This window comes from Rhodococcus sp. OK519 (assembly GCF_003051005.1).
Lineage (GTDB): Bacteria > Actinomycetota > Actinomycetes > Mycobacteriales > Mycobacteriaceae > Prescottella.
The window spans coordinates 198,737-219,854 of the sequence record NZ_QAOW01000010.1 but is presented as its reverse complement, the minus strand read 5'-3'; the positions used below and the strand labels follow the sequence as shown (position 1 = coordinate 219,854).

General features: G+C 68.5%; 18 protein-coding genes and 1 tRNA gene. 11 read left to right on the top strand and 8 right to left on the bottom strand.

Annotated features, from left to right (window positions below):
- The first annotated feature begins 8 nt into the window (after positions 1–8).
- Together C8K36_RS22095 and C8K36_RS22090 are read left to right on the top strand one after the other, a co-directional pair.
- Complete coding sequence (locus C8K36_RS22095; RefSeq protein ID WP_107986987.1) at positions 9–734, top strand: DUF305 domain-containing protein; 726 nt, start codon at positions 9–11, stop codon at positions 732–734.
- A gap of 181 nt (positions 735–915) precedes the next feature.
- Positions 916–988: transfer RNA gene (locus C8K36_RS22090), tRNA-Arg, on the top strand.
- Positions 989–1,051: 63 nt separating this feature from the next.
- On the opposite strand, the gene C8K36_RS22085 is transcribed toward C8K36_RS22090, so the two are convergent.
- Complete coding sequence (locus tag C8K36_RS22085) at positions 1,052–2,329, bottom strand: hypothetical protein (protein ID WP_107986985.1); 1,278 nt, start codon at positions 2,327–2,329, stop codon at positions 1,052–1,054.
- An 8-nt stretch (positions 2,330–2,337) separates the two neighbouring features.
- Positions 2,338–3,363 (bottom strand): TIGR03617 family F420-dependent LLM class oxidoreductase, encoded by a 1,026-nt coding sequence (locus tag C8K36_RS22080; protein WP_107986983.1) that lies wholly within the window; start codon positions 3,361–3,363, stop codon positions 2,338–2,340.
- A gap of 103 nt (positions 3,364–3,466) precedes the next feature.
- Between C8K36_RS22080 and C8K36_RS22075 the strand changes: the two genes are divergently transcribed.
- Genes C8K36_RS22075 through C8K36_RS22065 form a run of 3 tightly spaced genes read left to right on the top strand, consistent with a single transcriptional unit; the run spans position 3,467 to position 7,638 of the window.
- Positions 3,467–6,754, top strand: coding sequence for an arabinosyltransferase domain-containing protein (locus C8K36_RS22075; RefSeq protein ID WP_107986981.1), 3,288 nt, complete (start codon positions 3,467–3,469; stop codon positions 6,752–6,754).
- A 60-nt stretch (positions 6,755–6,814) separates the two neighbouring features.
- Entirely contained in the window at positions 6,815–7,168 is a 354-nt protein-coding gene (locus C8K36_RS22070; RefSeq protein WP_107986979.1) for an ArsR/SmtB family transcription factor, read from the top strand.
- The gene (locus C8K36_RS22065; RefSeq protein ID WP_107986977.1) at positions 7,165–7,638 is read left to right on the top strand and encodes an SRPBCC family protein; all 474 of its coding nucleotides are present in this window, start codon (positions 7,165–7,167) and stop codon (positions 7,636–7,638) included. Before C8K36_RS22070 ends, C8K36_RS22065 begins: the two co-directional genes overlap by 4 nt.
- A gap of 2 nt (positions 7,639–7,640) precedes the next feature.
- On the opposite strand, the gene C8K36_RS22060 is transcribed toward C8K36_RS22065, so the two are convergent.
- The 4 genes from C8K36_RS22060 to C8K36_RS22045 form a co-directional block, all read right to left on the bottom strand.
- Entirely contained in the window at positions 7,641–8,756 is a 1,116-nt protein-coding gene (locus C8K36_RS22060; protein ID WP_107986975.1) for a 3'(2'),5'-bisphosphate nucleotidase CysQ, read from the bottom strand.
- The gene (cysC, locus tag C8K36_RS22055) at positions 8,753–10,606 is read right to left on the bottom strand and encodes an adenylyl-sulfate kinase (RefSeq protein WP_107986973.1); all 1,854 of its coding nucleotides are present in this window, start codon (positions 10,604–10,606) and stop codon (positions 8,753–8,755) included. The genes C8K36_RS22060 and cysC overlap by 4 nt, the downstream gene beginning before the upstream one ends.
- A complete protein-coding gene (gene cysD, locus C8K36_RS22050) occupies positions 10,606–11,532 on the bottom strand; it encodes a sulfate adenylyltransferase subunit CysD (protein ID WP_107987075.1) in 927 nt (308 codons plus the stop codon). Before cysD ends, cysC begins: the two co-directional genes overlap by 1 nt.
- An 87-nt stretch (positions 11,533–11,619) precedes the next feature.
- Positions 11,620–12,555 carry an IclR family transcriptional regulator gene (locus C8K36_RS22045; protein WP_107986971.1) on the bottom strand — a complete coding sequence of 312 codons (936 nt, stop codon included), beginning with the start codon at positions 12,553–12,555 and terminating at the stop codon, positions 11,620–11,622.
- A gap of 93 nt (positions 12,556–12,648) precedes the next feature.
- Here C8K36_RS22045 and C8K36_RS22040 point away from each other — a divergent pair, with 93 nt between their 5' ends.
- From C8K36_RS22040 to C8K36_RS22025, 4 genes are all read left to right on the top strand, one after another.
- The gene (locus C8K36_RS22040) at positions 12,649–13,815 is read left to right on the top strand and encodes a hypothetical protein (protein ID WP_107986969.1); all 1,167 of its coding nucleotides are present in this window, start codon (positions 12,649–12,651) and stop codon (positions 13,813–13,815) included.
- Positions 13,816–13,818: 3 nt separating this feature from the next.
- Positions 13,819–14,601: an SDR family oxidoreductase gene (locus C8K36_RS22035; protein WP_107986967.1), complete on the top strand. Its 783-nt coding sequence runs from the start codon at positions 13,819–13,821 to the stop codon at positions 14,599–14,601.
- A 22-nt stretch (positions 14,602–14,623) separates the two neighbouring features.
- Positions 14,624–15,772, top strand: coding sequence for a sulfotransferase family protein (locus C8K36_RS22030; RefSeq protein ID WP_107986965.1), 1,149 nt, complete (start codon positions 14,624–14,626; stop codon positions 15,770–15,772).
- Between the two features lie 116 nt (positions 15,773–15,888).
- A complete protein-coding gene (locus C8K36_RS22025) occupies positions 15,889–17,292 on the top strand; it encodes an alpha/beta hydrolase domain-containing protein (RefSeq protein ID WP_107986963.1) in 1,404 nt (467 codons plus the stop codon).
- A gap of 4 nt (positions 17,293–17,296) precedes the next feature.
- Here C8K36_RS22025 and C8K36_RS22020 read toward each other — a convergent pair whose 3' ends face one another.
- Positions 17,297–18,130 (bottom strand): alpha/beta fold hydrolase, encoded by an 834-nt coding sequence (locus C8K36_RS22020; RefSeq protein ID WP_107986961.1) that lies wholly within the window; start codon positions 18,128–18,130, stop codon positions 17,297–17,299.
- 143 nt (positions 18,131–18,273) lie between these two features.
- On the opposite strand from C8K36_RS22020, the gene C8K36_RS25290 reads away from it, so the two are divergent.
- Positions 18,274–18,402, top strand: a complete 129-nt coding sequence (locus C8K36_RS25290; RefSeq protein ID WP_258195545.1) for a hypothetical protein — start codon at positions 18,274–18,276, stop codon at positions 18,400–18,402.
- Positions 18,403–18,539: 137 nt separating this feature from the next.
- On the top strand, positions 18,540–19,790 hold the full coding sequence (locus C8K36_RS22015) for a multidrug effflux MFS transporter (RefSeq protein ID WP_107986959.1): 1,251 nt from the start codon (positions 18,540–18,542) through the stop codon (positions 19,788–19,790).
- On the opposite strand, the gene C8K36_RS22010 is transcribed toward C8K36_RS22015, so the two are convergent.
- A complete protein-coding gene (locus C8K36_RS22010; protein ID WP_258195544.1) occupies positions 19,765–21,015 on the bottom strand; it encodes an MFS transporter in 1,251 nt (416 codons plus the stop codon). The genes C8K36_RS22015 and C8K36_RS22010 overlap by 26 nt on opposite strands.
- Positions 21,016–21,118 lie beyond the last annotated feature (103 nt).

The following is a 21,118-nucleotide window of genomic DNA, read 5'->3' as shown; positions in this document are numbered from 1 at the left end:
TCGACGCGATGACCGATATCGAGACGCCGTCCGAGATCACCACCGAACCGGGCAAGCGCAGTCAGCGGACTGCTCTCGCGGTCCTCGGACTGATCGGGGTCCTCGCGATCGGTTTCGCGCTGGGATTCTTCGCGCGCTTGCCGATCGACGAGAATGGCGCGCCGATTCCCGCCGCAGACTCGGTTGACGTCGGGTTCTCGCAGGACATGACCATTCACCACAATCAGGCGATCGACATGGCGACCATCGCGCTGACGAAGTCGACCGACCAGAAGGTCAAGAGTCTGGCCTTCGACATCCTGACCAGCCAGCAGAACCAGGTCGGTCAGATGCAGGGTTGGCTGGCGCTGTGGGATCGGGCGCCGCTGCCGACCGACGGCTACATGACGTGGATGACCGAAAGCGACGGGCACGGTGGACATTCGGGCCACGGCACCGCCGCGGCCGGCGCCCCCGAAGGCCACGACAGCAGCAAGATGCCCGGCATGGCCAGCCCCGAGGAGATGGCCGCGCTCGGCCAGGCCTCGGGCCCGGCGCTGGACGTGATGTTCCTGCAGTTGATGCTGCGGCACCATCAGGGCGGTCTCCCGATGATGGAGTACGCCGAGCAGTACGCGGACGTTCCGGCGGTCCGGAATCTCGCGAAGAAGATGGTCTCGACCCAGCAGGGTGAGGCGACGCTCATCACGAGCATGCTGACGGAGCGGAACGCGGCTCCGCTGCCGATGAACTAGAGATCGGCCACCGACCGTCACCGGGCGGCGCTCCCCCAGCGGGTGCGCCGCCCGGACTCGTTCCGCGCCGCCGCACCAGGGCCGGAGCCGCGAGAAAAACGGCGGTCTAGCAGCCGATGTGGACGATCGGCGACAATGCGCTACGCTAACATCGCCCACTGGCACACCGGATTTCCGGTGCGCCCCCGTAGCTCAGGGGATAGAGCGTTCGCCTCCGGAGCGAAAGGCCGCAGGTTCGAATCCTGCCGGGGGCACAGAGAAGGCCCCACTCTTTCGAGAGTGGGGCCTTCAGCCGTTTCCTGGGATTGTTCGCCGCGTCAGCGTGCGCCCGACCGCAGTTCCAGACCCCACGCGCCCACGCCGCACACGACGATCACTGCGACTGCAGCGAGCGCGGCAGGCACAGACACCGACGCCGACCGCTCGAAGACCGACGCGGGCGCATAATCCGCATAACGTCCGGTCATCGTCCAGGCCGTTGCGACCACGCCCGGAATCCCGACTGTGAACGGCAGTGACAGTCCGACCGTCGCTGCCGGCGCCGAGGCGGGAAGGCAGGACCCGACCGCGTATCCCGCGGCGACGGGAAGCAGAAACATGTAGGCGATCGCGGGGACGTCCGACGACGATTCTGGGTCCACCAGCAAGACCGCGGCAGTGATCGCGAGGAGCCCGAAGCCGACCGCCGGGACCGGCCATCGGAGGCCCACCACCAGCCCGACCATGATCAACGCGGCGGGAATTGCGAGGGCCCACCATTCGGTGCTCATCCACGGCGTTCCCCCGACCGCTGCGGCGAGAACGGCGGCACCGGCGAACACCACCTGCCCGTCGCGCCCCGGCAGCTGCCACGCGACCCAAGCGACGAGCGCCACCGTCACACCGACGTACGGATACCACCACTCGGGCCGCGCTTCCGACTCGATCAGGATCCAGTTGGCCGCGAAAGCCGCGACGGGCAGTGCGACGGCGACTGCGAGCCATCGGGTGTCGACCCGCCCCGTCCACGACGTTCCACGGTCGAGGAGAACGGCCAGGACGACCAGAACCGCCGCAACGACGACTAGCCACAGGCCCACCACACCCGACTGCTCCACGGGCGCCCGTGACGTCAGCGGGGTGTAGGCGGTCCAACCGAAGTCCGCGGCCCTGAAGCCACGCACTTCGGCATAGGCGGCCGACAGCAGGAAGGCGCTCACGGCGCCCGCCGCGAGCCCTGCCTGAGAGTTTCGGTCGCGAGCGGCAAGAGGTGAGATCGCCGCCAGGACCAGGCCTGCGCCAACGGCATTCGAGTACAGGAGAACCGCTGGGTCCTCGGGGTACAACCAGACATCCGGCAACATGAGCAGCAGCAGTCCCGCCAGGGCTGTGGCCGCCACCAGCGTCACCGACCGCCGTCGTGTCAGCGCCACGGTGACCAGAACGGCAATGACACCAGCACACGCGACGCCAGCCCCGTTCGCTACGAGAACCGCGGGCAGCGCGCTCTCGCCACCGATGAAGTCGTCGGGCACCGGCGACCACAGCACGCGACCGGCCAGCGCGCCGCACACCAACGCCGCGAGCGCGGGCACGATCCGAGCGAGACGACTCATTCCACTCCCTATCCGGTTTGCAACTCGGCGACCACGTCGGCCATCCGACGATCCTGATCGGGGTTCTCGGGTAGCGCCAGCGTGACACCCTGTGCGACGCCGTCCAGACGTCCGCGGATCGCGGCGGCCAGAGTGTCGTAGCGCGCGGTCGGGACGATCGCGGAGAGGACGTCGTCGGTCACGATGTCGCGCAACCGGTCCCAGTCCGCACGGCGTACCAGGTCGGCGAGTTGTGCCTGGAGGCCGGGAAACCCGTGACGCTCGAGCGCACCGCGGTAGGCGGGCGTCGAGTACAGGAACGCGAACAGTTTGCGGCGTCGTTCGCGTTCGTCGGCGACGTCCGCGTCGGTTGACCCGGTGATGACCTGCAACCCGGCGACGACGTCGAACCCGTCGAGTGAGCGCCCCACCGCCGCTGCGCCCTCGGCGACGGCGGGGAGGCATTCTTCGGCGAGGTACTGCGGATCGGAGTTGGTGGGGTGGGTCACGAGGCCGTCTGCGCACTCCCCCACGACCCGGCACATGCGCTGCCCGACGCCACCGAGATAGATCGGCGGGACCGCGGTGTCGTCGTCCGGGCCCGGGTTGAAGTACGGCTGCATCCGGGTGAAGCGGTACCGATCCCCCTCGTACGCAACGAGTTCCCCGGTCCGGAACGTCTCGAACGAGGCCCGCACGACGCCGACGTACTCGCGCATCGCCGCGGCGGGCGCGGTCCACGGCATCGCGTACCGCTCCTCGATGTTCTGCTTGATCTGGCTGCCGAGGCCCAGGTGGAATCGCCCGCCGGACATCTTCGACAGGTCCCAGGCGGTGTAGGCGGTCAGCAGTGGACTGCGCACGAAGGCGAGCGCGATGGAGGTGCGGACCACGATCCGTTCGGTCGCCTGCAGCGCCAGCAGTGCGAGGAGGAACGGGTCGTGCACCGTTTCCGAGACGTGCAAGCCGTCGTAGCCGGTCGCTTCGGCGCGCCGCGCGAAGACGGCCACATCCGACAGGTTCATCGCGGGATCGGTTCCGGTGTAGACCTTCATCCGTCCGTTGTACCCGGCGAATTGCCGGAATCCGGGGCGGCACGGTGCGGGCGCGCGGCGGAAAGTGTGATTGCGGTTACCATCCCTTCTCGTGGTCGACAGCATGGTGGGGGCGGAACATGCATCCGCAAAGAAGGCGTCACGAGAACCCGAACCTGCACGGCAGGGGTGGTGGGACGTTCGGCGCGCACGGCTGATTGCCATCCTCGCCGGCATCATCGGCGTGCTGTCGGCCGTGGCGATCCCGCTGCTGCCGGTCAACCAGGACCAGTCGACGCTCTCGTGGCCTCAGAACGGGTCGACGCGCAGCGTCGAGGCGCCCCTGGTCTCGTACGCGCCCTTCACCTTCGACGCGCGGATCCCGTGTGCGACGGCCGCCGGTCTCGACTCCGGCGGCGTGCTGGTCTCGACGATCCCCGCCGGCGCGCCGGGAACCGAACAGTACGGCCTCATCGCCAAGACTGTCGCCGGGTCGGAGTCCGCGCCCGCCCGCCTCGACGTGATCCTGCGCGACAGGTCGCTGATCTCGACTCCGCTCTCGGAACTGCGGGGCAAGGATTGCGCGATCGTGGTCTCGTCCACGTCGGTAAGGACGACGGCGTCGATCACCGGTCCCGGCGGGGAGTTGACGACGAAGACCGTCGACAGCGATGTCCGCCCGCAGATGGTCGGCGTGTTCAGCGATCTCGAGGGTGCCGCGCCGGCAGGCCTGGAAGTGACCGCTCCGCTCGACACTCGGTTCTCGACGACGCCGACGCTGGTCAAGATCTTCGCGATGGTCGTGACCGTGCTGGCCACGCTGCTGGCACTGGTCGCGCTGCACCGACTCGACCTCACGGACGGCCGTCGGGCACGCCGATTCCTGCCCGCCCGGTGGTGGCGCTTCGGGGTCGTGGACGTCGCCGTCATCGGAACGCTGGTGCTGTGGCACTTCATCGGGGCGACCACCGCCGACGACGGCTACCAGTACACGATGGCCCGCTCGGCGCAGTCGTCCGGCTACATGTCCAACTACTTCCGCTACTTCGGCGTGCCGGAGACCCCGTTCGGCACCCCGTACTACTACGTCTTCGGCTGGCTGGACGACATCTGGAACGCCAGCGTGTGGGTGCGCCTGCCTGCGCTGGTCGCCGGCATCGTGACGTGGCTGGTGCTCAGCCGGGAGGTGGTGCCCCGACTGGGTGCGGCGGCGCGGTCGAACAGGATCGTGTTGTGGACCGGCGCCCTGGCCTTCCTCGCGGTGTGGTTGCCGTACAACAACGGCCTGCGTCCGGAACCGATGGTCGCGGCCGGCGTGCTGCTCACCTGGTGCTCGGTGGAACGGGCGATCGCGACCCGGCGACTGCTGCCGGTGGCGGTTGCGATCCTCGTCGCCGCGGCGACACTCTCGGTCGGGCCGTCCGGCGTCATCTGTTTCGCTGCACTGCTCGCGGGGCTGCGCCCGCTGCTGCGGATCGTCATCGCTCGCGCCAAGACCGTCGGCTTTGCGGCACTGCTGCTGCCGATCCTGGCGTCCGGCACCGTCATCCTCGTCGCGATCTTCGCCGACCAGACACTCGCGGTCGTCCCGGCCATGCAGGACGCGCACGTCGCCGGCGGGCCGAGCGAGAAGTGGTTCAGCGAGAACCTGCGCTACCAGTGGCTGCTCAACGACACCGCCGACGGTTCCCTCTCGCGACGGTTCGGCATCTTCGTGATGTTCCTGGGACTCGCGGTCGGCATCCTCGCGATCCTCCGCAAGGGAGGACGCATCCCCGGCACCTCGGCCGGTCCGTCGCGCCGCATCATCGGAGTCACGCTCGGCGCCGTCGCCCTGATGATGTTCACGCCCACCAAGTGGACGCATCATCTCGGAATCTTCGCCGGACTGGCGGGTGCCCTCGCCGTGCTCACGGCCGTCGCCGTCGGCACGGCCGTGCTGCGCTCGCCCCGAAACCGCGCACTGTTCGCAGCGGGAGTCCTGTTCCTCCTGGCGATGACCTTCATCGGAACGAACAACTACTGGTACGTCTCGGCGTGGGGTGTGCCGTGGTTCGACAAGCCGCCGTCGCTCGCAGGCACCGGCGCCGCGACCGTCCTGTTCGGAGGGGCGATCCTGATGGTCGGGGTCGCGACGTGGTGTCACCTCCGCGAGTCCCCTGTCCCCGCACCGGGTTCCCGCACCAGGCGGTTGTGGGCGCTGCCGCCGCTGACGATCGCCGCCGCCGCGATGGTGTTGTTCGAGGTGCTCTCACTCGCGAAGGGCGCGGTGAGCCAGTACCCCGCGTACTCGGTCGGCAGATCGAACTTCGATGCGCTGCGTGGCCAGAACTGCGGGCTCGCGAACGACGTGCTGCTCGAGTCCGATCCGAACGCGTCGATGCTGCGACCGCTCTCGGGCGACGTGGCGACCACGCTCGCGGGCACCGAGTCCACCGGCTTCCGACCGGGCGGCGTCGCCTCGGATCTCAGCGCCGATGCGGAGACCGCGGCGTCGGGCACCGCGAACCTGGTCAACCCCGACACGACGACCACCACGACCGACACCGCGGCCGGAACGGGCGGCGGTGAGGGCTCGGTGGGCATCAACGGCAGCACCGTCGCGCTGCCGTACGGGCTCGACCCCGCCACCACGCCCGTGCTCGGTAGCTACCGCACCGGCGAGCAGACCGCCGCGACGCTGGTCAGCGGCTGGTACGGTCTGCCGGCCGTCGGCGACGACGGCACCCGCGGCGACATCGTCTCGATTGCCGTCGCCGGGCGGATCCGCTCGACGGACTCCGACGGCATTGTCACGTACGGCCAGGACCTGGAACTCGAGTACGGTGTCCGCCGGCCCGACGGTTCGGTGGACGTCCTGGGCCGGGCTCTGCCCTTCGACATCGGGCCCGAGCCGTCGTGGCGCAACGTGCGGGTCCCGCTGAATCAGTTGCCCGGGGAAGCCGACGCGGTCCGTCTCGTCGCCGCCGACGAGGACCGCGATCCCGATCAATGGCTCGCGGTCACTCCGCCGCGCGTTCCGCAGACGCGAACCCTCCAGGCGGTCGTCGGCTCCGACACCCCGGTGCTCGCGGACTGGGCCGTGGGACTCCAGTTCCCGTGCCAGCAGCCCTTCTCGCACCTGAACGGTGTCGCCGAGGTTCCCGGCTACCGAATCCTTCCCGACCGCCCCGGCGCGGTCTCGACGAACCGGTGGCAGGACCACTACGGCGGCGGCCCGCTGGGCTGGACCGATCAGCTGTTGTCGGCCGAGACGATCCCGTCGTATCTGAATCACGACTGGCGCCGCGACTGGGGCCAGATCGAACGGTTCACTCCGCGCGACGAGTCCGCGGTACCCGCCGAGGTCACGACGGTGTCGGAGCGGCGCTCGGGGCTGTGGAATCCGGGTCCGATGGCGCTGCGCTTCTGACAGTCATCGCCTTCGCTTCGACGCCTTGACTTCGGTCGCCGAGCGGGAATACTTAAGTACGTGCTTAAGTATTCCGCGCCGCTCGACGGGGTGTTCCACGCTCTGTCGGATCCGAGTCGACGCGGGATGGTCGAGCGGCTGAGCCGCAGCCCGGCGACGGTCAGCGAACTCGCGGCCCCGCTCGACATGTCGCTGCCCGCCGTCGTGCAGCATCTCCAGGTACTCGAGGCCAGTGGCCTGGTGCGGTCGGAGAAGATCGGCCGCACCCGGACCTGCCATCTCGCGCCGGATGCCCTGGACGGGGCCGGGCAGTGGATTGCCGGGCGACGCACGAGTACCGAGCGTCGCCTCGACCGGCTCGGCGAGTACCTCGCCGAGCCTGACGCTGCACCGAGAATCGAGGAGTCTCCGTGACCACCCGATCTGTCACCCATTCCACATTCGTCATCGAACGCGTCTACGACGCCCGCCCCGCCCGCGTGTTCCACGCGTTCGCCGATCCCGACGCGAAAGCGCGCTGGTTCACCCACCCCGACGAGTGGGTGTCGAACGCCGCCACGATGGATTTCCGAGTGGGTGGGCGAGAAACCGTCAGCGGCGGCGCGAAAGGCGGCCCCGTACACGCGTTTTCCGCGACGTACCAGGACATCGTCCCGAACGAACGGATCGTCTACACGTACGACATGCACATGGACGACGTCCGGACGTCGGTGTCACTGGCGACGATCGAGTTCTTCTCGTCCGGCAACGGCACCCGCCTGGTCATGACGGAGCAGGGCGTGTTCCTCGACGGCCACGACAACGCCCGGTCCCGCGAGGAGGGCACCAATCTGCTGCTCGACGCGCTCGGCGCCTCACTCGCGCGCGAGGCGCCGAGCGCATGACTCTACGGCCGGGGTTCGATGATCGCGGTGATCGCCTCGATCTCCGCGCTGGGGATAGCGAAGTGCTCGGTGATCGCGACGGTCAAGGTATCGCGGCCGGCGGTCATGTCGAGTAGGAATCGGGCGACAACATCGGCACCCCACTCGCGGAACTCGAGATCCCGGATGCCGCTGATCGGCCGGTACTGCCCACCGGTCTCGAGCATCGAGCGGATCTCGTCTCCGGAGTCGCCTGTGCGCTGGCCGTTCTCGTAGCGGTGACAGTGCCGGGCGAGGCGCACCTTGCTCGCGTCGTGTGTGACGAGCGAGTCGAGGTACTCGCGCGCCATCGCCACACGTGGGCTGTCGGTGGGCCCGCCGGTCTCCTCGGCGATGCCCGCGAGCAGTGGCACGGCGAGATCGCGTCGGCAGATCAGCAGGTCCGGCAGATAGGGGTGCGCCTCGTTGTACTGCAGCGGCGTCCCGTCGATGCGGGAGCAGTGCAGTCCGGCCGCGAGTGCGACGCCGACCGGGGCGGCCGAATCCCACTCCCACTGCCCGCCGGCATGCACGTACGCGTCGGCGTCGCCGCGCAGGACCGCCATGGCCTTCGCCCCCGCCGAGCCCATGGGTGCGACATCGGCGCCCACCCGGCGCGCAAGCGCACCGACGAACTCCGGAGGCCGGCTGTCGCTCACCAGAATTCGGGGACGGTCGCGGCCCGACGGCGTCGCCCGCGCAACTCCGCTGACGTAGACCTCACCGCGCGCGGGTTGCGCGACCGCGGCGGCGGTGATGCCCGCTCCGCGATCCCACAGTGCGACGTGTACTGCCCAGTCGGATCGTCCGGCCAGGCCGTACTCGCGGGAGCCGTCGAGCGGGTCGATGATCCACACGCGCGGGTTCTCCAGTCGCGCAGCGTCGTCCGCAGACTCCTCGGACAGCACGGCGTCGTCGGGACGTTCGGCCGCGAGTGCCTCCAGCAGGAGGGCGTTGGCGGCCTTGTCGCCGCGTCGGCCCAGTTCCTTGGCGGCCGCGGTGTCGAGCGGAGTCTCCCCCAGTTCGCGGGCGCGCAGGTCCAGTAGGAGATCTCCCGCGCGGGCGGCGAGTTCGGCGGCGAGTTCGGCGTCGGTGCTCACAGGTTCAGATACTCCATGATCGCGGCAGCCTGCGCGACCGGGTCCCCATCCTCGGGCCGCAGAACCATCTCGGCGTGCTCGGGCGCCTCGTACGGATCGTCGACGCCGGTGAATCCGGTGATTTCGCCTGCGCGTGCCTTCGCGTACATGCCCTTGGGGTCGCGCGCCTCGCACTCTTCGATCGGGGTGTCGACGAACACCTCGACGAACGGCAGGCCGGCCTCCTCGTGCAGCCGGCGCACCCGATCGCGATCCTCGCGGTACGGGCTGATGAGCGACGCGACCGCGACCATGCCGCCGTCGGCCAGCAACTGCGCGACGGCGCCGACGCGTCGGACGTTCTCGGCGCGGTCCTGCGCACTGAACCCGAGGTCGACGTTGAGGCCGTGCCGCAGGTTGTCGCCGTCGAGACGATACGCGGGCACCCCGGCGGCGACGAGTCGACGTTCGAGTTCCACTGCGACGGTGGACTTGCCGGATGCGGACAGTCCCGTCAGCCACACCGTCGTCCCGCGGGTGGCCCGCTCGTCGCGGGACACCGCCGCCGAGTGCCACACCACCTTCGATTCCTTGAGGGTGGGTCCGGTGATCATGCCGGCGGCGACGGTGTTGCCGGTCGTCTCGTCGACGAGGATGAAGCTGCCGGTCACCCGGTTGCGCCGGTACGGATCGAACAGCAGCGGCTGCTGGGTGCGGAGCTGGATGCGGCCGATCTCGTTGAGCGTCAGCGACTGTGCGGTCTCGTCGCGGTGCAGGGTGTTGACGTCGAGTCGGTAATCGAGTCGGACCACCTGCGCCTTGGTGGCACGGGTGGTGTGCAGCACGGTGTATCGAGCGTCGGGCCTCAGCGACGACTGCTCGGTGAGCCAGCAGACCATCGCGTCGAGTTCCTGGCCGACGAGCGGCCGGTTATTGGGCCGACACAGTGTGTCGCCGCGGCTCACGTCGAGGTCGTCGGCGAGTTGCACACACACCGCAGACGGCGCGAACGCCTCCTTGACGGGCTCGCCGCCGGGCCCCCAGATCGCGGCGATGGTCGACGTGAAGCCCGAGGGCAACGCGACCACCTCGTCGCCGGGCTTGAACACGCCGCTGGCCACGGTGCCCGCGTAGCCGCGGAAGTCGTGCAGTTCGGCGTCGGTCTGCCGCTGCGGCCGGATGACGTACTGCACCGGCAGCCGGGCGTCGATGAGGTTGCGGTCGGACGCGATGTGCACGTCCTCGAGGTGGTGCAGCAGTGACGAACCCTCGTACCACGGCATGTTCTCGGTGCGGGTGACGATGTTGTCGCCCTTGAGGGCCGACACCGGGATGAACGTGAGGTCGTGGACGTCGAGTTTGGTCGCGAACTGACCGAACTCGTCCTTGATCTCCTCGAACCGCTCCTGCGACCAGTCGACGAGATCCATCTTGTTGACGCACAGGACCAGGTGTGGGATCCCGAGGAGCGTCGACAGGAACGCGTGCCGACGCGTCTGCTCGAGCACGCCCTTGCGGGCGTCGACGAGGATCAGCGCGAGATCGGCGGTCGAGGCGCCGGTGACCATGTTGCGGGTGTACTGCTCGTGGCCGGGGGTATCGGCGATGATGAACTTGCGCTGCGGCGTCGCGAAGTAGCGGTGCGCGACGTCGATCGTGATGCCCTGTTCGCGCTCGGCGCGGAGCCCGTCGGTGAGCAGCGCCAGGTCGGTGTACTCGGTACCGCGCTCACGGCTGCTGCGTTCGACGGCCTCGAGTTGGTCCTCGAAGATCGACTTCGAGTCGTACAGGAGCCGTCCGATGAGCGTCGACTTGCCGTCATCCACGCTGCCCGCCGTCGCGACCCGGAGGAGTTGCTGGGTGTGGGCCATCAGAAGTACCCCTCCTTCTTACGATCTTCCATGCCGGCCTCGGAGATCCGGTCGTCCGCGCGGGTGGCGCCGCGCTCGGTGATGCGACTGGCGGCAACCTCGGTCACCACTTCTGCGGCGGTGGACGCCGACGACTCGACGCAGCCGGTGCACGTCGCGTCGCCGACGGTGCGGAACCTCACGAGTTCGTCACGCGTCTCCTCCCCTTGCAGCAGGGTCAGGAACCGCGTGTGCGCCAACAGCATTCCGTCGCGCTCGACGACCGGACGGCGGTGCGCGTAATAGATCGACGGCAGCTCGATCTCCTCCTCGAGGATGTACTGCCAGATGTCGAGCTCGGTCCAGTTCGACAGCGGGAACACCCGGATGTGCTCGCCGCGGCGATGCCGGCCGTTGTAGAGGCTCCACAGTTCGGGGCGCTGCGACTTGGGGTCCCACTGACCGAACTCGTCGCGGAAGCTGAAGACGCGCTCCTTGGCGCGGGCCTTCTCCTCGTCGCGGCGCGCTCCGCCGAACACGGCGTCGAACCGGTTCTCCCGGATGCCGCGCAGCAGCGAGTGCGTCTGCAGGCGGTTCCGGCTGGCGCGCGGCCCGGTCTCGTCGATGACTCGCCCGGCCGCGATGTCGTCCTCGACGCTCGCCACAACGAGCCTCAAGCCCAGGCGTCCCACAGTGCGGTCGCGGAACTCGATCACCTCGTCGAAGTTGTGGCCGGTGTCGACGTGCATCACCGGCAGAGGCAGCGGCGCAGGCCAGAACGCCTTCGCCGCGACGTGCAGCATCACCACCGAGTCCTTGCCGCCGGAAAACAGCAGGACGGGGCGCTCGAAGGTCGCGGCGACCTCACGGAAGATGTGAACCGCCTCGGCCTCGAGCGCCTGCAAGTGGGACAGCTCGTAGGTGGACGGGGATGCCAGTGGTGTCACGCACGACTCCTCGGGTCGGTACACATTTGTACCGGGTCGGTTCGAAATTCGACTCTGAGCCGAGAATAGAACCGGTTCCACCCGCGGTCAATGGCGGACCGGTCGCCGCCCGCCGACTTCCGCGGTCACCGCGTCTGCGGCCCCGACGAGCGCCGCTCCTCGCTTGGCGATCTCTGCGCCGTTGATCGACCCGCCCACGTCCAGGGTGAGCACCAACGACTGGTGGCCGTCGGCGTCGTAGACCGGCGCGGCGATCAGGCTCACCGGATAGTCGACGTCCGACTCGGTCTCACCACCGAGGTAGACGCGCTCGCCGAGGCTCGACACCATCTCCCCGATCAGTTCACGGAGTTCCGCGGGCAGATCGCGCCCGGCGACACCCGCCATCAGCGAGAAGAGCTTGCGGCCGACCGGAGTCAGTCGCTCGACGAGATACCCGACATGCCGGCAGTCGTCGACGACGCGCTGGAGAAGGTCACGGTCCAGGACGACCGGCAGCGCAGGTTCGCGGTGCAGCCACGCCTCGAGATCGTCGTCGCCACCCCAGATGACGTACATGAGCCCGACGGGCGGCGCGAACGGATACGCCTGACCCGCCCGCGCGGCCGTGCGGCCCAACGTCATTCCTGACGGAGTCACGGTCTCGAGGATCATGACCTGGTCGCCCACCACCGCGGACGCGGTGCACACGGCACCGAACTCGTCAGCGAGGTTCTCGAGTTGAACCCGCGCGATCGGCCCGACGGCGAAGCCTCTCTGCGCGGCACGCCCGGCGGCAATGAGCGCAGGACCGAGGCCGTACGTCTTCGACAGCGGATCGCGCGTGAGGTATCCCCCCGACACCAGTTCCGAGAGGATTCCCAGGCACGTGGGCTTGCTGATCGACAGGGCCCGAGCCAGTTCGGACAGCCCGAAGCGCTGCTCCTCGCGGGCGACGAGGAAGTCCAGAATCTGGACGACCCGTTCGGTCGGCGGCGAACGGCGTCCGCGGGACTCGCCGGACTCGGCAATGCCTGAAGTCATTGACCACTCCTTGAAACACGTTCTATCGTCTGACCCATCGCATGTTCTACCACCCAGGTACATATTTGTACCAACGGATCGAAGGAGCAAGGTGTGCTGACGGATCCACTCGCCGAGGCGATCGCCGAGGCCGAGAAGCTCGTCGAGAGCGCCCCCCACATCCGGTCGGAGCAGGACCTCCTCGAGGGCATGCAGTACCTCGCCGGCGGCATCCTCGCGACCGTGCACGCGGCCTGGGCCACCGAGAAGACCCATCCGGGCTTCATCCAGGGCACCGGCCCGTTCACCAAGATGGGGCTCGACAACCCCGACACCCTGTACTTCGGCGCGCGGATCAACGACGACGTCGAATACATCGTCACCGGTACTCGCGGCACCACCGCCGATCTGAGCTTCCAGGTACTCAGCGGCAACTACACCAACGCCAACGTGCCGGGCAGCGAGATCGCGTTCGACGACCGCGAACTGCACATCGAGGACGACGGCACGTTCGTCGCAACGTTCGGGCCGGGCCCCGCGGACGGGCGCCGCAACCACTTCACGCTCGCACCTGGTTCGTCGCAACTGGTGGTCCGCGAGGTCTACAGCGACTGGAGCCAGCAGCGCGGCACCATCCGGATCGAACGCGCCGACCGGATCGGCGTCCCCGTACCGCCGTTGACGAAGGAAGAGACCGAGAAGCGCTTCGCGCGCGCCGGCAAGGCGCTCGTGAGCCGCGTCAAGACATGGCTGCAGTTCCCGCAGTGGTTCTACGACAACCTGCCGGTGAACACGATGACCGCCCCGCGGCTCACGCCCGGAGGCCTGGCCACGCAGTACTCGTCGGTGGGCCACTACGAGCTCGCCGACGACGAGGCGATGATCATCACCGTCCCGAAGTCCGATGCGCCGTACCAGGGATTCCAGCTGGGCAGCCTCTGGTACATCTCGTTCGAGTACATCAGCCACCAGACGTCGCTGAACAACACTCAGGCACAGGTCGACCCGGACGGCATGATCCGGATGGTCCTCAGCGAGCGGAACCCGGGCGTCGCCAACTGGCTCGAGGCCCTCGGTCACCCGCGCGGCTACCTGCAGTTCCGGTGGCAGCGAACGTCTCGCGAGTTCACGGCCGAGGACGGCCCCACCGTCGAGGTGGTCAAGTTCGACCAAATCGCCGCGAAACTCCCGTTCCACGAGCACAACAAGATCACGCCGGAGGATTTCGCTGCCCGCATCGCGGCGCGCCAGTCCGCCGTCGCCGACCGAATGCTGGGGTAGGACATGACAAATCTTCTGCAGGACAAGGTGATCGTCATCTCGGGGGTAGGGCCCGCGCTGGGTCGCACCCTCGCGTTGCGGTGCGCGGAAGCCGGCGCCGACCTGGTACTGGCCGCTCGCACCCAGTCCCGACTCGACGAGGTCGCGAAAGAGGTCACAGACCTCGGCCGGCGGGCGGTCACCGTCTCGACCGACATCACCGACGATGCGTCGGCCGCGAAGCTCCTCGCCGTCACCACGGACGCCTACGGCAAGGTGGACGGTCTGATCAACAACGCCTTCACGGTGCCGTCGATGAAGCCGTTCGGGCGCACAGACTTCCAGCACATCCGGGACGCGATCGAGCTGACCGTCCTCGGCGCGCTGCGCCTGACCCAACTGTTCACGCCGGCCCTGGCCGAGAGCAAGGGTGCGGTCGTCAACGTCAATTCGATGGTGCTGCGGCACTCGCAGGAGCGGTACGGCAGCTACAAGCTGGCGAAGTCGGCCCTGCTTGCGATGTCGCAGTCCCTTGCGACCGAACTCGGGCCGCAGGGCATTCGCGTCAACTCCGTTGCCCCCGGCTACATCTGGGGCGACACGCTGAAGAAGTACTTCGAGCACCAGGCCGAGAAGTTCGGTATCACGGTCGACCAGATCTATGAGCACACCGCCGCGAACAGTGATCTCAAGAGACTTCCGACCACCGACGAGGTGGCAAACGCGGTGATCTTCCTGGCTTCGCCCATGGCGAGCGCGATCACCGGCCAGTGCCTCGACGTCAACTGCGGCGAGTTCCACCACTAGCGCTGGGCCCTGAAGGAGCACCATGACTGAACGCACGACCGTCGGGACGGTCGAGGATCTGCACGCGTCCGCAACCCGGATGACCGGCCTCGATGATTTCGGCACCGATGACTACACCGAGGCCCTCGGCGTCCTCCTCGATTCGTATGCGCGGGACGAGGACCTGACGCCGTTCGGCAGCAAGATCTCCCGGGTCTTCCTGCGCGGCGCGCTGGTGGCCCGACTCCTCAGCGAGGCCGCGTGGAAGCAGTTCCCTGAGCACGCCGACGTGCCGATCGAGCGCCCGATCTTCGTCACCGGCCTGCCCCGGACCGGCACCACCGCACTGCACCGTCTGCTCACGGTCGACCCGGGACACCAGGGGTTGGAGATGTGGCTGACGGAGATGCCGCAGCCGCGACCCCCGCGGGACACGTGGGAATCCAACCCGGTGTACCAGGCGATCGAGCAACAGTTCGGCCAGCACCACATCGACCACCCCGAGTTCATGGGCGTGCACTTCATGTCGGCCGGCGAGGTCGAGGAGTGCTGGCAGCTGCTGCGGCAGACGTTCAAGTCGGTGTCGTACGAGTGCCTGGCGAATCTGCCCACGTACTCGACATGGCTCGAGGGCCAGGACTGGACCAACGCGTACGCCCGGCACAAGAAGAATCTGCAACTCATCGGCCTGCCCGATCAGGACCGGCGCTGGGTCCTGAAGAACCCGAGTCACCTGTTCGCGCTCGACGAACTGATGGCCGCCTACCCCGACGCTCTGGTGATCCAGACGCATCGCCCGCCGCGCACCATCGTGCCGTCGGTGTGCAGTCTTGCCGAGCAGGCCACCGAGGGCTGGTCGAACAAGTTCCGTGGCGAGGTCATCGGCCGTAGCCAGCTGGACCTGTGGGCGCGGGGCCTCGAGGACTTCACCGCGGCACGTGCGAAGTACGACTCCGCCCAGTTCATCGACGTCGACTACGGGGACTTCGTGGGCGATCCGCTCGGCACGGTCGAGAAGATCTACTCACACTTCTCGATCCCGCTGACCGAGTCGGCGCACCGGGCGATGGAGGACATGCACGCGGAGAGTCGGTCGGGTAGTCGCAAGCCCGCCCACAAGTACACCCTCGAGGAGTATGGGCTCACCGCCGACGAGGTCGACGCACGTTTCGGCGACTACGCGGGCGGCTGAACCGAGAAAGAGTCTCACCTAGCGAGACCCTACTGTGACCGCCGCCACATTCAGGGTTAACTTTCTTTCATGGAGACTGCAACGGCGCAGGCTCCTGTCAGAGAGGCTCGATCCGAATGTTCCTGCACGCAAGACGATTCGACACCGACCGAGACCGACTCCCGGAGGGCGTGCACGGCTCGCCGGGAACGGCCACCTCCGTCGATCTCGCGGCCGCGGGCTACACCGAGCAGGAGTTCTTCCTGAGCGGCACGGCCACCGCGTACCGCGAGGACGGGGCGTGGGAGTCGGACGGCCGCTGGCCGGTGGCCGAGGCCGGGCAGGCGCCATATCGGACGCGTCTTCTGGTTCGAGCACCACAGGATCGCAGCAAGTTCAACGGCACCGTGGTGGTCGAGTGGCTCAACGTCAGCGGGAACGTCGACGTGGACGTCGACTTCGGCTACATGCACTCCGAACTGCTGCAGGGGTACGCCTGGGTGGGGGTCTCCGCGCAGGCAGCCGGTGTCAACAGCACGGGGGGCAGCCCGCTGGGCCCCAACGTCGTCGGGCTCAAGGCGTGGGATCCGCAGCGGTACGGTCCCCTGCACCACCCCGGCGACGCGTACTCGTACGACATCTTCTCGCAGGCGGGTGCCGCGCTCCGCGCACCGCGTGGCGCGGACCCGCTCGCGGGCCTCGTCGTGGAGCGCCTGCTCGCAGTGGGTCAGTCCCAGTCCGCGATGCGTATGCTGACATACGCCAACGCGATCCACCCGCTGGCCCGCGTGTTCGACGGACTGTTCATCCACAGCCGGGCCGGATTCGGTGCACCGATCGGCAGCGGCACGGGACTGCCGAAGCTCGACGGACCGGACGGGCCGAGGGTGGTCTCGCCGGCGCGCGTCCGCACCGACCTCGCCACTCCCACGTTCCAGGTGGTCACCGAGACCGAACTCTTCGAACTCGGTGGCGGCCCCGGCCCGGGATCGTTCGTCGCCGCTCGCCAGCCCGACACCGACCGGATCCGGACGTGGGAGATCGCCGGGACCGCACACTCCGACGCACACGCCCTACGCATCCTCTACCCGCAGTACACGGCCCAGTTCGGCAGCATCCGAGATCTGAGCGCCGCCATCCCCGTCGTCAACGACGGACCGCAGGCGCAGGTCGTGTCCGCGGCGCTCCGCTCGCTCAACACGTGGGTGACCGACGGCGCCGCTCCCCCGTCTGCCGAGCCCATCGAGACCACCGACACCGTCATCGTCCGCGACGAGTTCGGCAATGCCCGGGGCGGGGTGCGCACACCGCACGTCGACGTCCCCACCGCATCCCTGACGGGCGAGACGGTCCACGTTCCGAACAACGGAGCAACGGTGGCCCTCGACGCGGACACTCTGGCATCGCTGTATGCCCATCAGGACGCGTACGTGACACGCTTCGCCGCGGCCACCGACCGTGCCGTCACCGCGGGGTTCCTGCGGTTCGAGGACGGACGGGCGCTCGTGGCCGCCGCACGCGGCACCCGGCTCGGGGGCTGAAGCGCTAGCGGAGGTGGGCACCGAGCAGCGCATCGACCTGCTCGGGCGCCTCCTCCGGAATCCAGTGACTGACACCGGAGAGGGTCTCGAATGTGTAGGGGCCCGTGACGAATCGCTCGGTGAGCCCGGCGGCGACCGCACCCACGGCAATGTCGCGGTCGCTCCACACGTAGAGAGTGGGCACTTGCACCCGTGCGGAGGTGGACTTCGGCGTCGTGAACGCGATTGCGCGATACCAGTTCACGGCCCCACGAATCCGGCTCCGATCTTGCATTGCGGCGATGTCGCGGTCGGCCTGAGCCATCGTCATTCCGCTGGTGAGCAGCGCGCGACGGGCGAATCCGGTTGCCGTGAAGGCGCGCTCGGGCAGCACCGGCAGCTGGAAAACCAGCATGTACCACGACTTCCACAGCTGACTGCTCGTCAGCACCGCGCGGGCGAACGCCCCCGGATGCGGCACCGACAGCGCCGTCAGCGTCCGGACCAGGTCGGGCCTGCGGGCGGCGAGGGTCCAGGCGACGGCCGCTCCCCAGTCATGCCCCACGACGTGCACCGAACGCAGAGCGTGCTGATCGATCAGCGCGACGATGTCGGCCGCGAGTTCCGAGAGTCGATACGCACGCCGCGACCGTGGGCGGGCGCCCGGAGAGTAGCCGCGCTGATCGACGGCGAGTGTGCGCAATCCCCTCGCGTGCAGCAAAGGCGTGAGGCGATCCCACGACCGCGAGTCCTGCGGGAACCCGTGCAGCAGCACAACCGGATCGCCGTCGACGGGCCCCGAATCCCGGACGTCGAAGGTCAGCCCCGCCCGAGTGAACGCCGAAATCCGTTCCGCCATACCCGTCCCCCTCACCCCTGAATGTGTTCTCGCCACGCTATGTAGGGCCCCGCGCTGCGTCAACGGCCCGCGATTGGACTAACGTCCAACCCCTTCGCCGTAAAGTGCACAAACCGACCACGCTCCTGCTACTTTTACCGCCAGTGGCGTCGGGCCACATCCACAGCACACCCAGAGGACTAAAAATGGGCTCCTTCTCCACGATCAGCGCCGTCATCGACATCGTCAAGACGGTCCTCCCCCTCATCCAGCAGCTCGGCGCGATGAGCTGATTCGTCGCACCGAGGGCGGGCCGGATTCCCAGGGATCCGGCCCGTTTCGCATTTTCCCGGCCTGCCCGTGCGCACCGGCCTTCCGCCATCCGGGAAGCGACTCGCGTCACAATGCGCCCCTCCGGCATCGTCTGACCATGACTGTCGACGAAGACGAGCCACAGCCCCGACCGGCGAACAGCGCAGTGCCCGCGGCCACCTCCACCGGTGAGGGGAAGGCGCGCCTCGGCACCATCGCCGCGCTCGGCACCATGACGGCGCTGGGCCCCTTCACGATCGACATGTATCTGCCGGCGCTGCCCGACCTTGCGTCGGCCCTCGACTCGACACCGTCCGGCGCTCAGCTCACCATCACCGGGACGCTCATCGGACTTGCCCTGGGTCAGTTGATCGTGGGGCCGCTGTCCGACGTCCTGGGCCGCAAACGTCCGCTGGTCGCCGGCATCGCACTGCATGTCGTCAGTTCGCTCGCGGCGGTGTTCGCGACCAGCATCGTGATGCTCGGAGCGATCCGGGTGTTCCAGGGCATCGGCGCGGCCGCGGCCGCCGTCGTGACGATGGCGATGGTCCGGGACCTGTTCTCCGACAGCGATGTCGCGGTCGTCATGTCCCGATTGATGCTGGTGCTCGGCGTGGCCCCGGTGATCGCGCCCAGCATCGGTGGGGTTCTCCTGGTCGCGCTGGACTGGCGCGGAATCTTCGTGGTGCTGGCCGGGATCGGGGTCGCGACCGGACTCGTCGCGGCATTCGCCCTGCCGGAGACGCTGCCCCCGGAGCGGCGTCGGCCGGGTGGGCTCGGCCCGGTCGTGCGCACCTACGGCATGCTCGTGCGGGACCGCTCGTTCGTGGCGTTGACACTCGTGGCGAGCGTCGTCATGGCGGCACTCTTCGCCTACGTGTCGGGCGCACCGTTCGTCTATCAGGACCAGTTCGGCCTCGACCAGCAGCACTTCGCGCTCGTCTTCAGCGCCGGCGCCTTCACCATGATCGGCGCGTCGCAGTACAACGTGCGTCTACTGCGGCGATGGACCCCGCAGCAGATCGTCATCCGAGCCCTCGCGGCGGCGGTGGCGTTCGGCGTGGTGGTGATCGCGGTGGCGCAGTTCCAGATCGGCGGAATCGTGGGCTTCGTCGGTGCTCTGTGGATCATGCTCGGCGCGGTGTGTTTCGTGCTGCCGAACGCTCCGGCGCTGGCATTGGCACGGCACCGCGAGGCCGCGGGAAGCGCTGCGGCGCTTCTCGGTTCCACTCAGTACGCGGTCGGAGCGCTCACCGCACCGATCGTCGGGCTGCTCGGAAACACCAGTGTGGCCGTCGCCGCCAGCATGACCGCCTGCCTCGCGATCGCGCTGGGACTGATGCTCACCGTGGCGCGTGTGAAGTCCTGATCCCGTCACGCCGCATGCTGAGCAGCGCACTACAGCCGACCGCAGCCGATGCGAAGAGGGCGGCACCGATCCCGAAGCCGACACTGCCGAACCCGGTGGCACCGAGCACTGCTGTGCCGATGGCGGTTCCGATGTACATCGCGGAGTTGTTCCACGACACGGCGGCCGACCGGCGTTCGGCCAGCTCCGATGTCAGATAGACCTGCCCGGTACTGAAGAAGGCGGACCCGGCGGCGAACGCGATCATGAACCCCGCGATGCTCGCCCACCCGGTCGGGGCGAAGACTGCCAACACCAGCGACGCGGTGAGCAGCAGTCCCCAGCCGACGCAGAGGACCGGTTCGCGGCGGCCTGCCGCCCGCCACCGATCCACGACCGGGCCCGCCGTCAGCGATCCGATGAAGGATCCGACGCCGACGAGCGCACCGACCAGGCCGAGGGTCTCGGTGCTGTAGCCGAACCGGGTGGCGAACAGCGCACCCGCATACGCGTAGGTGCCGAGGCGAGCGGCCTGTGCGCAGAGGTTGCCGAGCATGATCAGACGGAACGTCCGGTTGCGCCAGAGTAGGAACGACGCGCCCAGCGCCGCCATACGGCGATCCGGGCGCACCACATGACGTTCCGGTTCCCGCAGGCGGACGGCGATCGCCACACCGGTCGCCGCCATCACGACGGAGATACCGGCGAACGCCCACCGCCAGTCGAAGCTCGCGGCGACGAGGGTGCCGAGCGGGACCCCGATGATCTGGCCGCCCGCATAGGCCGCGGCGCCGCGGGAGATCGCGCGGCCACGCTCGGCCGGAGCGGCGGTCTCCGCGAGGTACGCCCAGATCGCGGGGCCCATCAGTGCACCGCCGAGGCCGCCGATCATGCGGGCCGCCACGAGAAGTGGCAGGTTCGGAGCCAGCGCGCACAGCACCTCGCCCACCGTCATGACGGCCAGCCCGGTGAGGATCACTCGCCGGCGCGGCAGGTGTTCGGCGAGCGCACCGAGCAGCGGGCTCGCCGCGGCATACGTCAGTCCGTACGCGGTCACCACCAGCGCGGTGGCCGCGATGCCGGTTCCGAAGCCCTCCGCAATGGTGGGCAGCAGCGGCGAGATCAGGAACAACTCGCCGCCCATGAGGAAGAACACGGCCTGCAGCAGCGCATGCTGACGCCAGGGCGTGTGCACGGCCCCGTCGCGTCTCGACTCCGACCACTGGGAATTCGCGAGGCTGGGCACGGTCACAAACCTTAGCCCGCGTCACGAAGCTACTTCCGAATTGTCCATTCGGCCTCGGCCCCACGAGCACTGTCGCAATACTCGACACCGAGGCGGACTCTCC

What these genes read in the sequence shown, in the direction of transcription:
- C8K36_RS22095 (WP_107986987.1), top strand. Translation starts at nt 9, where the DNA reads ATGACCGATATCGAGACGCCGTCCGAGATCACCACCGAACCGGGCAAG.
- C8K36_RS22085 (WP_107986985.1), bottom strand. Translation starts at nt 2,329, where the DNA reads ATGAGTCGTCTCGCTCGGATCGTGCCCGCGCTCGCGGCGTTGGTGTGC.
- C8K36_RS22080 (WP_107986983.1), bottom strand. Translation starts at nt 3,363, where the DNA reads ATGAAGGTCTACACCGGAACCGATCCCGCGATGAACCTGTCGGATGTG.
- C8K36_RS22075 (WP_107986981.1), top strand. Translation starts at nt 3,467, where the DNA reads ATGGTGGGGGCGGAACATGCATCCGCAAAGAAGGCGTCACGAGAACCC.
- cysC (WP_107986973.1), bottom strand. Translation starts at nt 10,606, where the DNA reads ATGGCCCACACCCAGCAACTCCTCCGGGTCGCGACGGCGGGCAGCGTG.
- C8K36_RS22045 (WP_107986971.1), bottom strand. Translation starts at nt 12,555, where the DNA reads ATGACTTCAGGCATTGCCGAGTCCGGCGAGTCCCGCGGACGCCGTTCG.
- C8K36_RS22035 (WP_107986967.1), top strand. Translation starts at nt 13,819, where the DNA reads ATGACAAATCTTCTGCAGGACAAGGTGATCGTCATCTCGGGGGTAGGG.
- C8K36_RS22030 (WP_107986965.1), top strand. Translation starts at nt 14,624, where the DNA reads ATGACTGAACGCACGACCGTCGGGACGGTCGAGGATCTGCACGCGTCC.
- C8K36_RS22025 (WP_107986963.1), top strand. Translation starts at nt 15,889, where the DNA reads ATGTTCCTGCACGCAAGACGATTCGACACCGACCGAGACCGACTCCCG.
- C8K36_RS22020 (WP_107986961.1), bottom strand. Translation starts at nt 18,130, where the DNA reads ATGGCGGAACGGATTTCGGCGTTCACTCGGGCGGGGCTGACCTTCGAC.
- C8K36_RS22015 (WP_107986959.1), top strand. Translation starts at nt 18,540, where the DNA reads ATGACTGTCGACGAAGACGAGCCACAGCCCCGACCGGCGAACAGCGCA.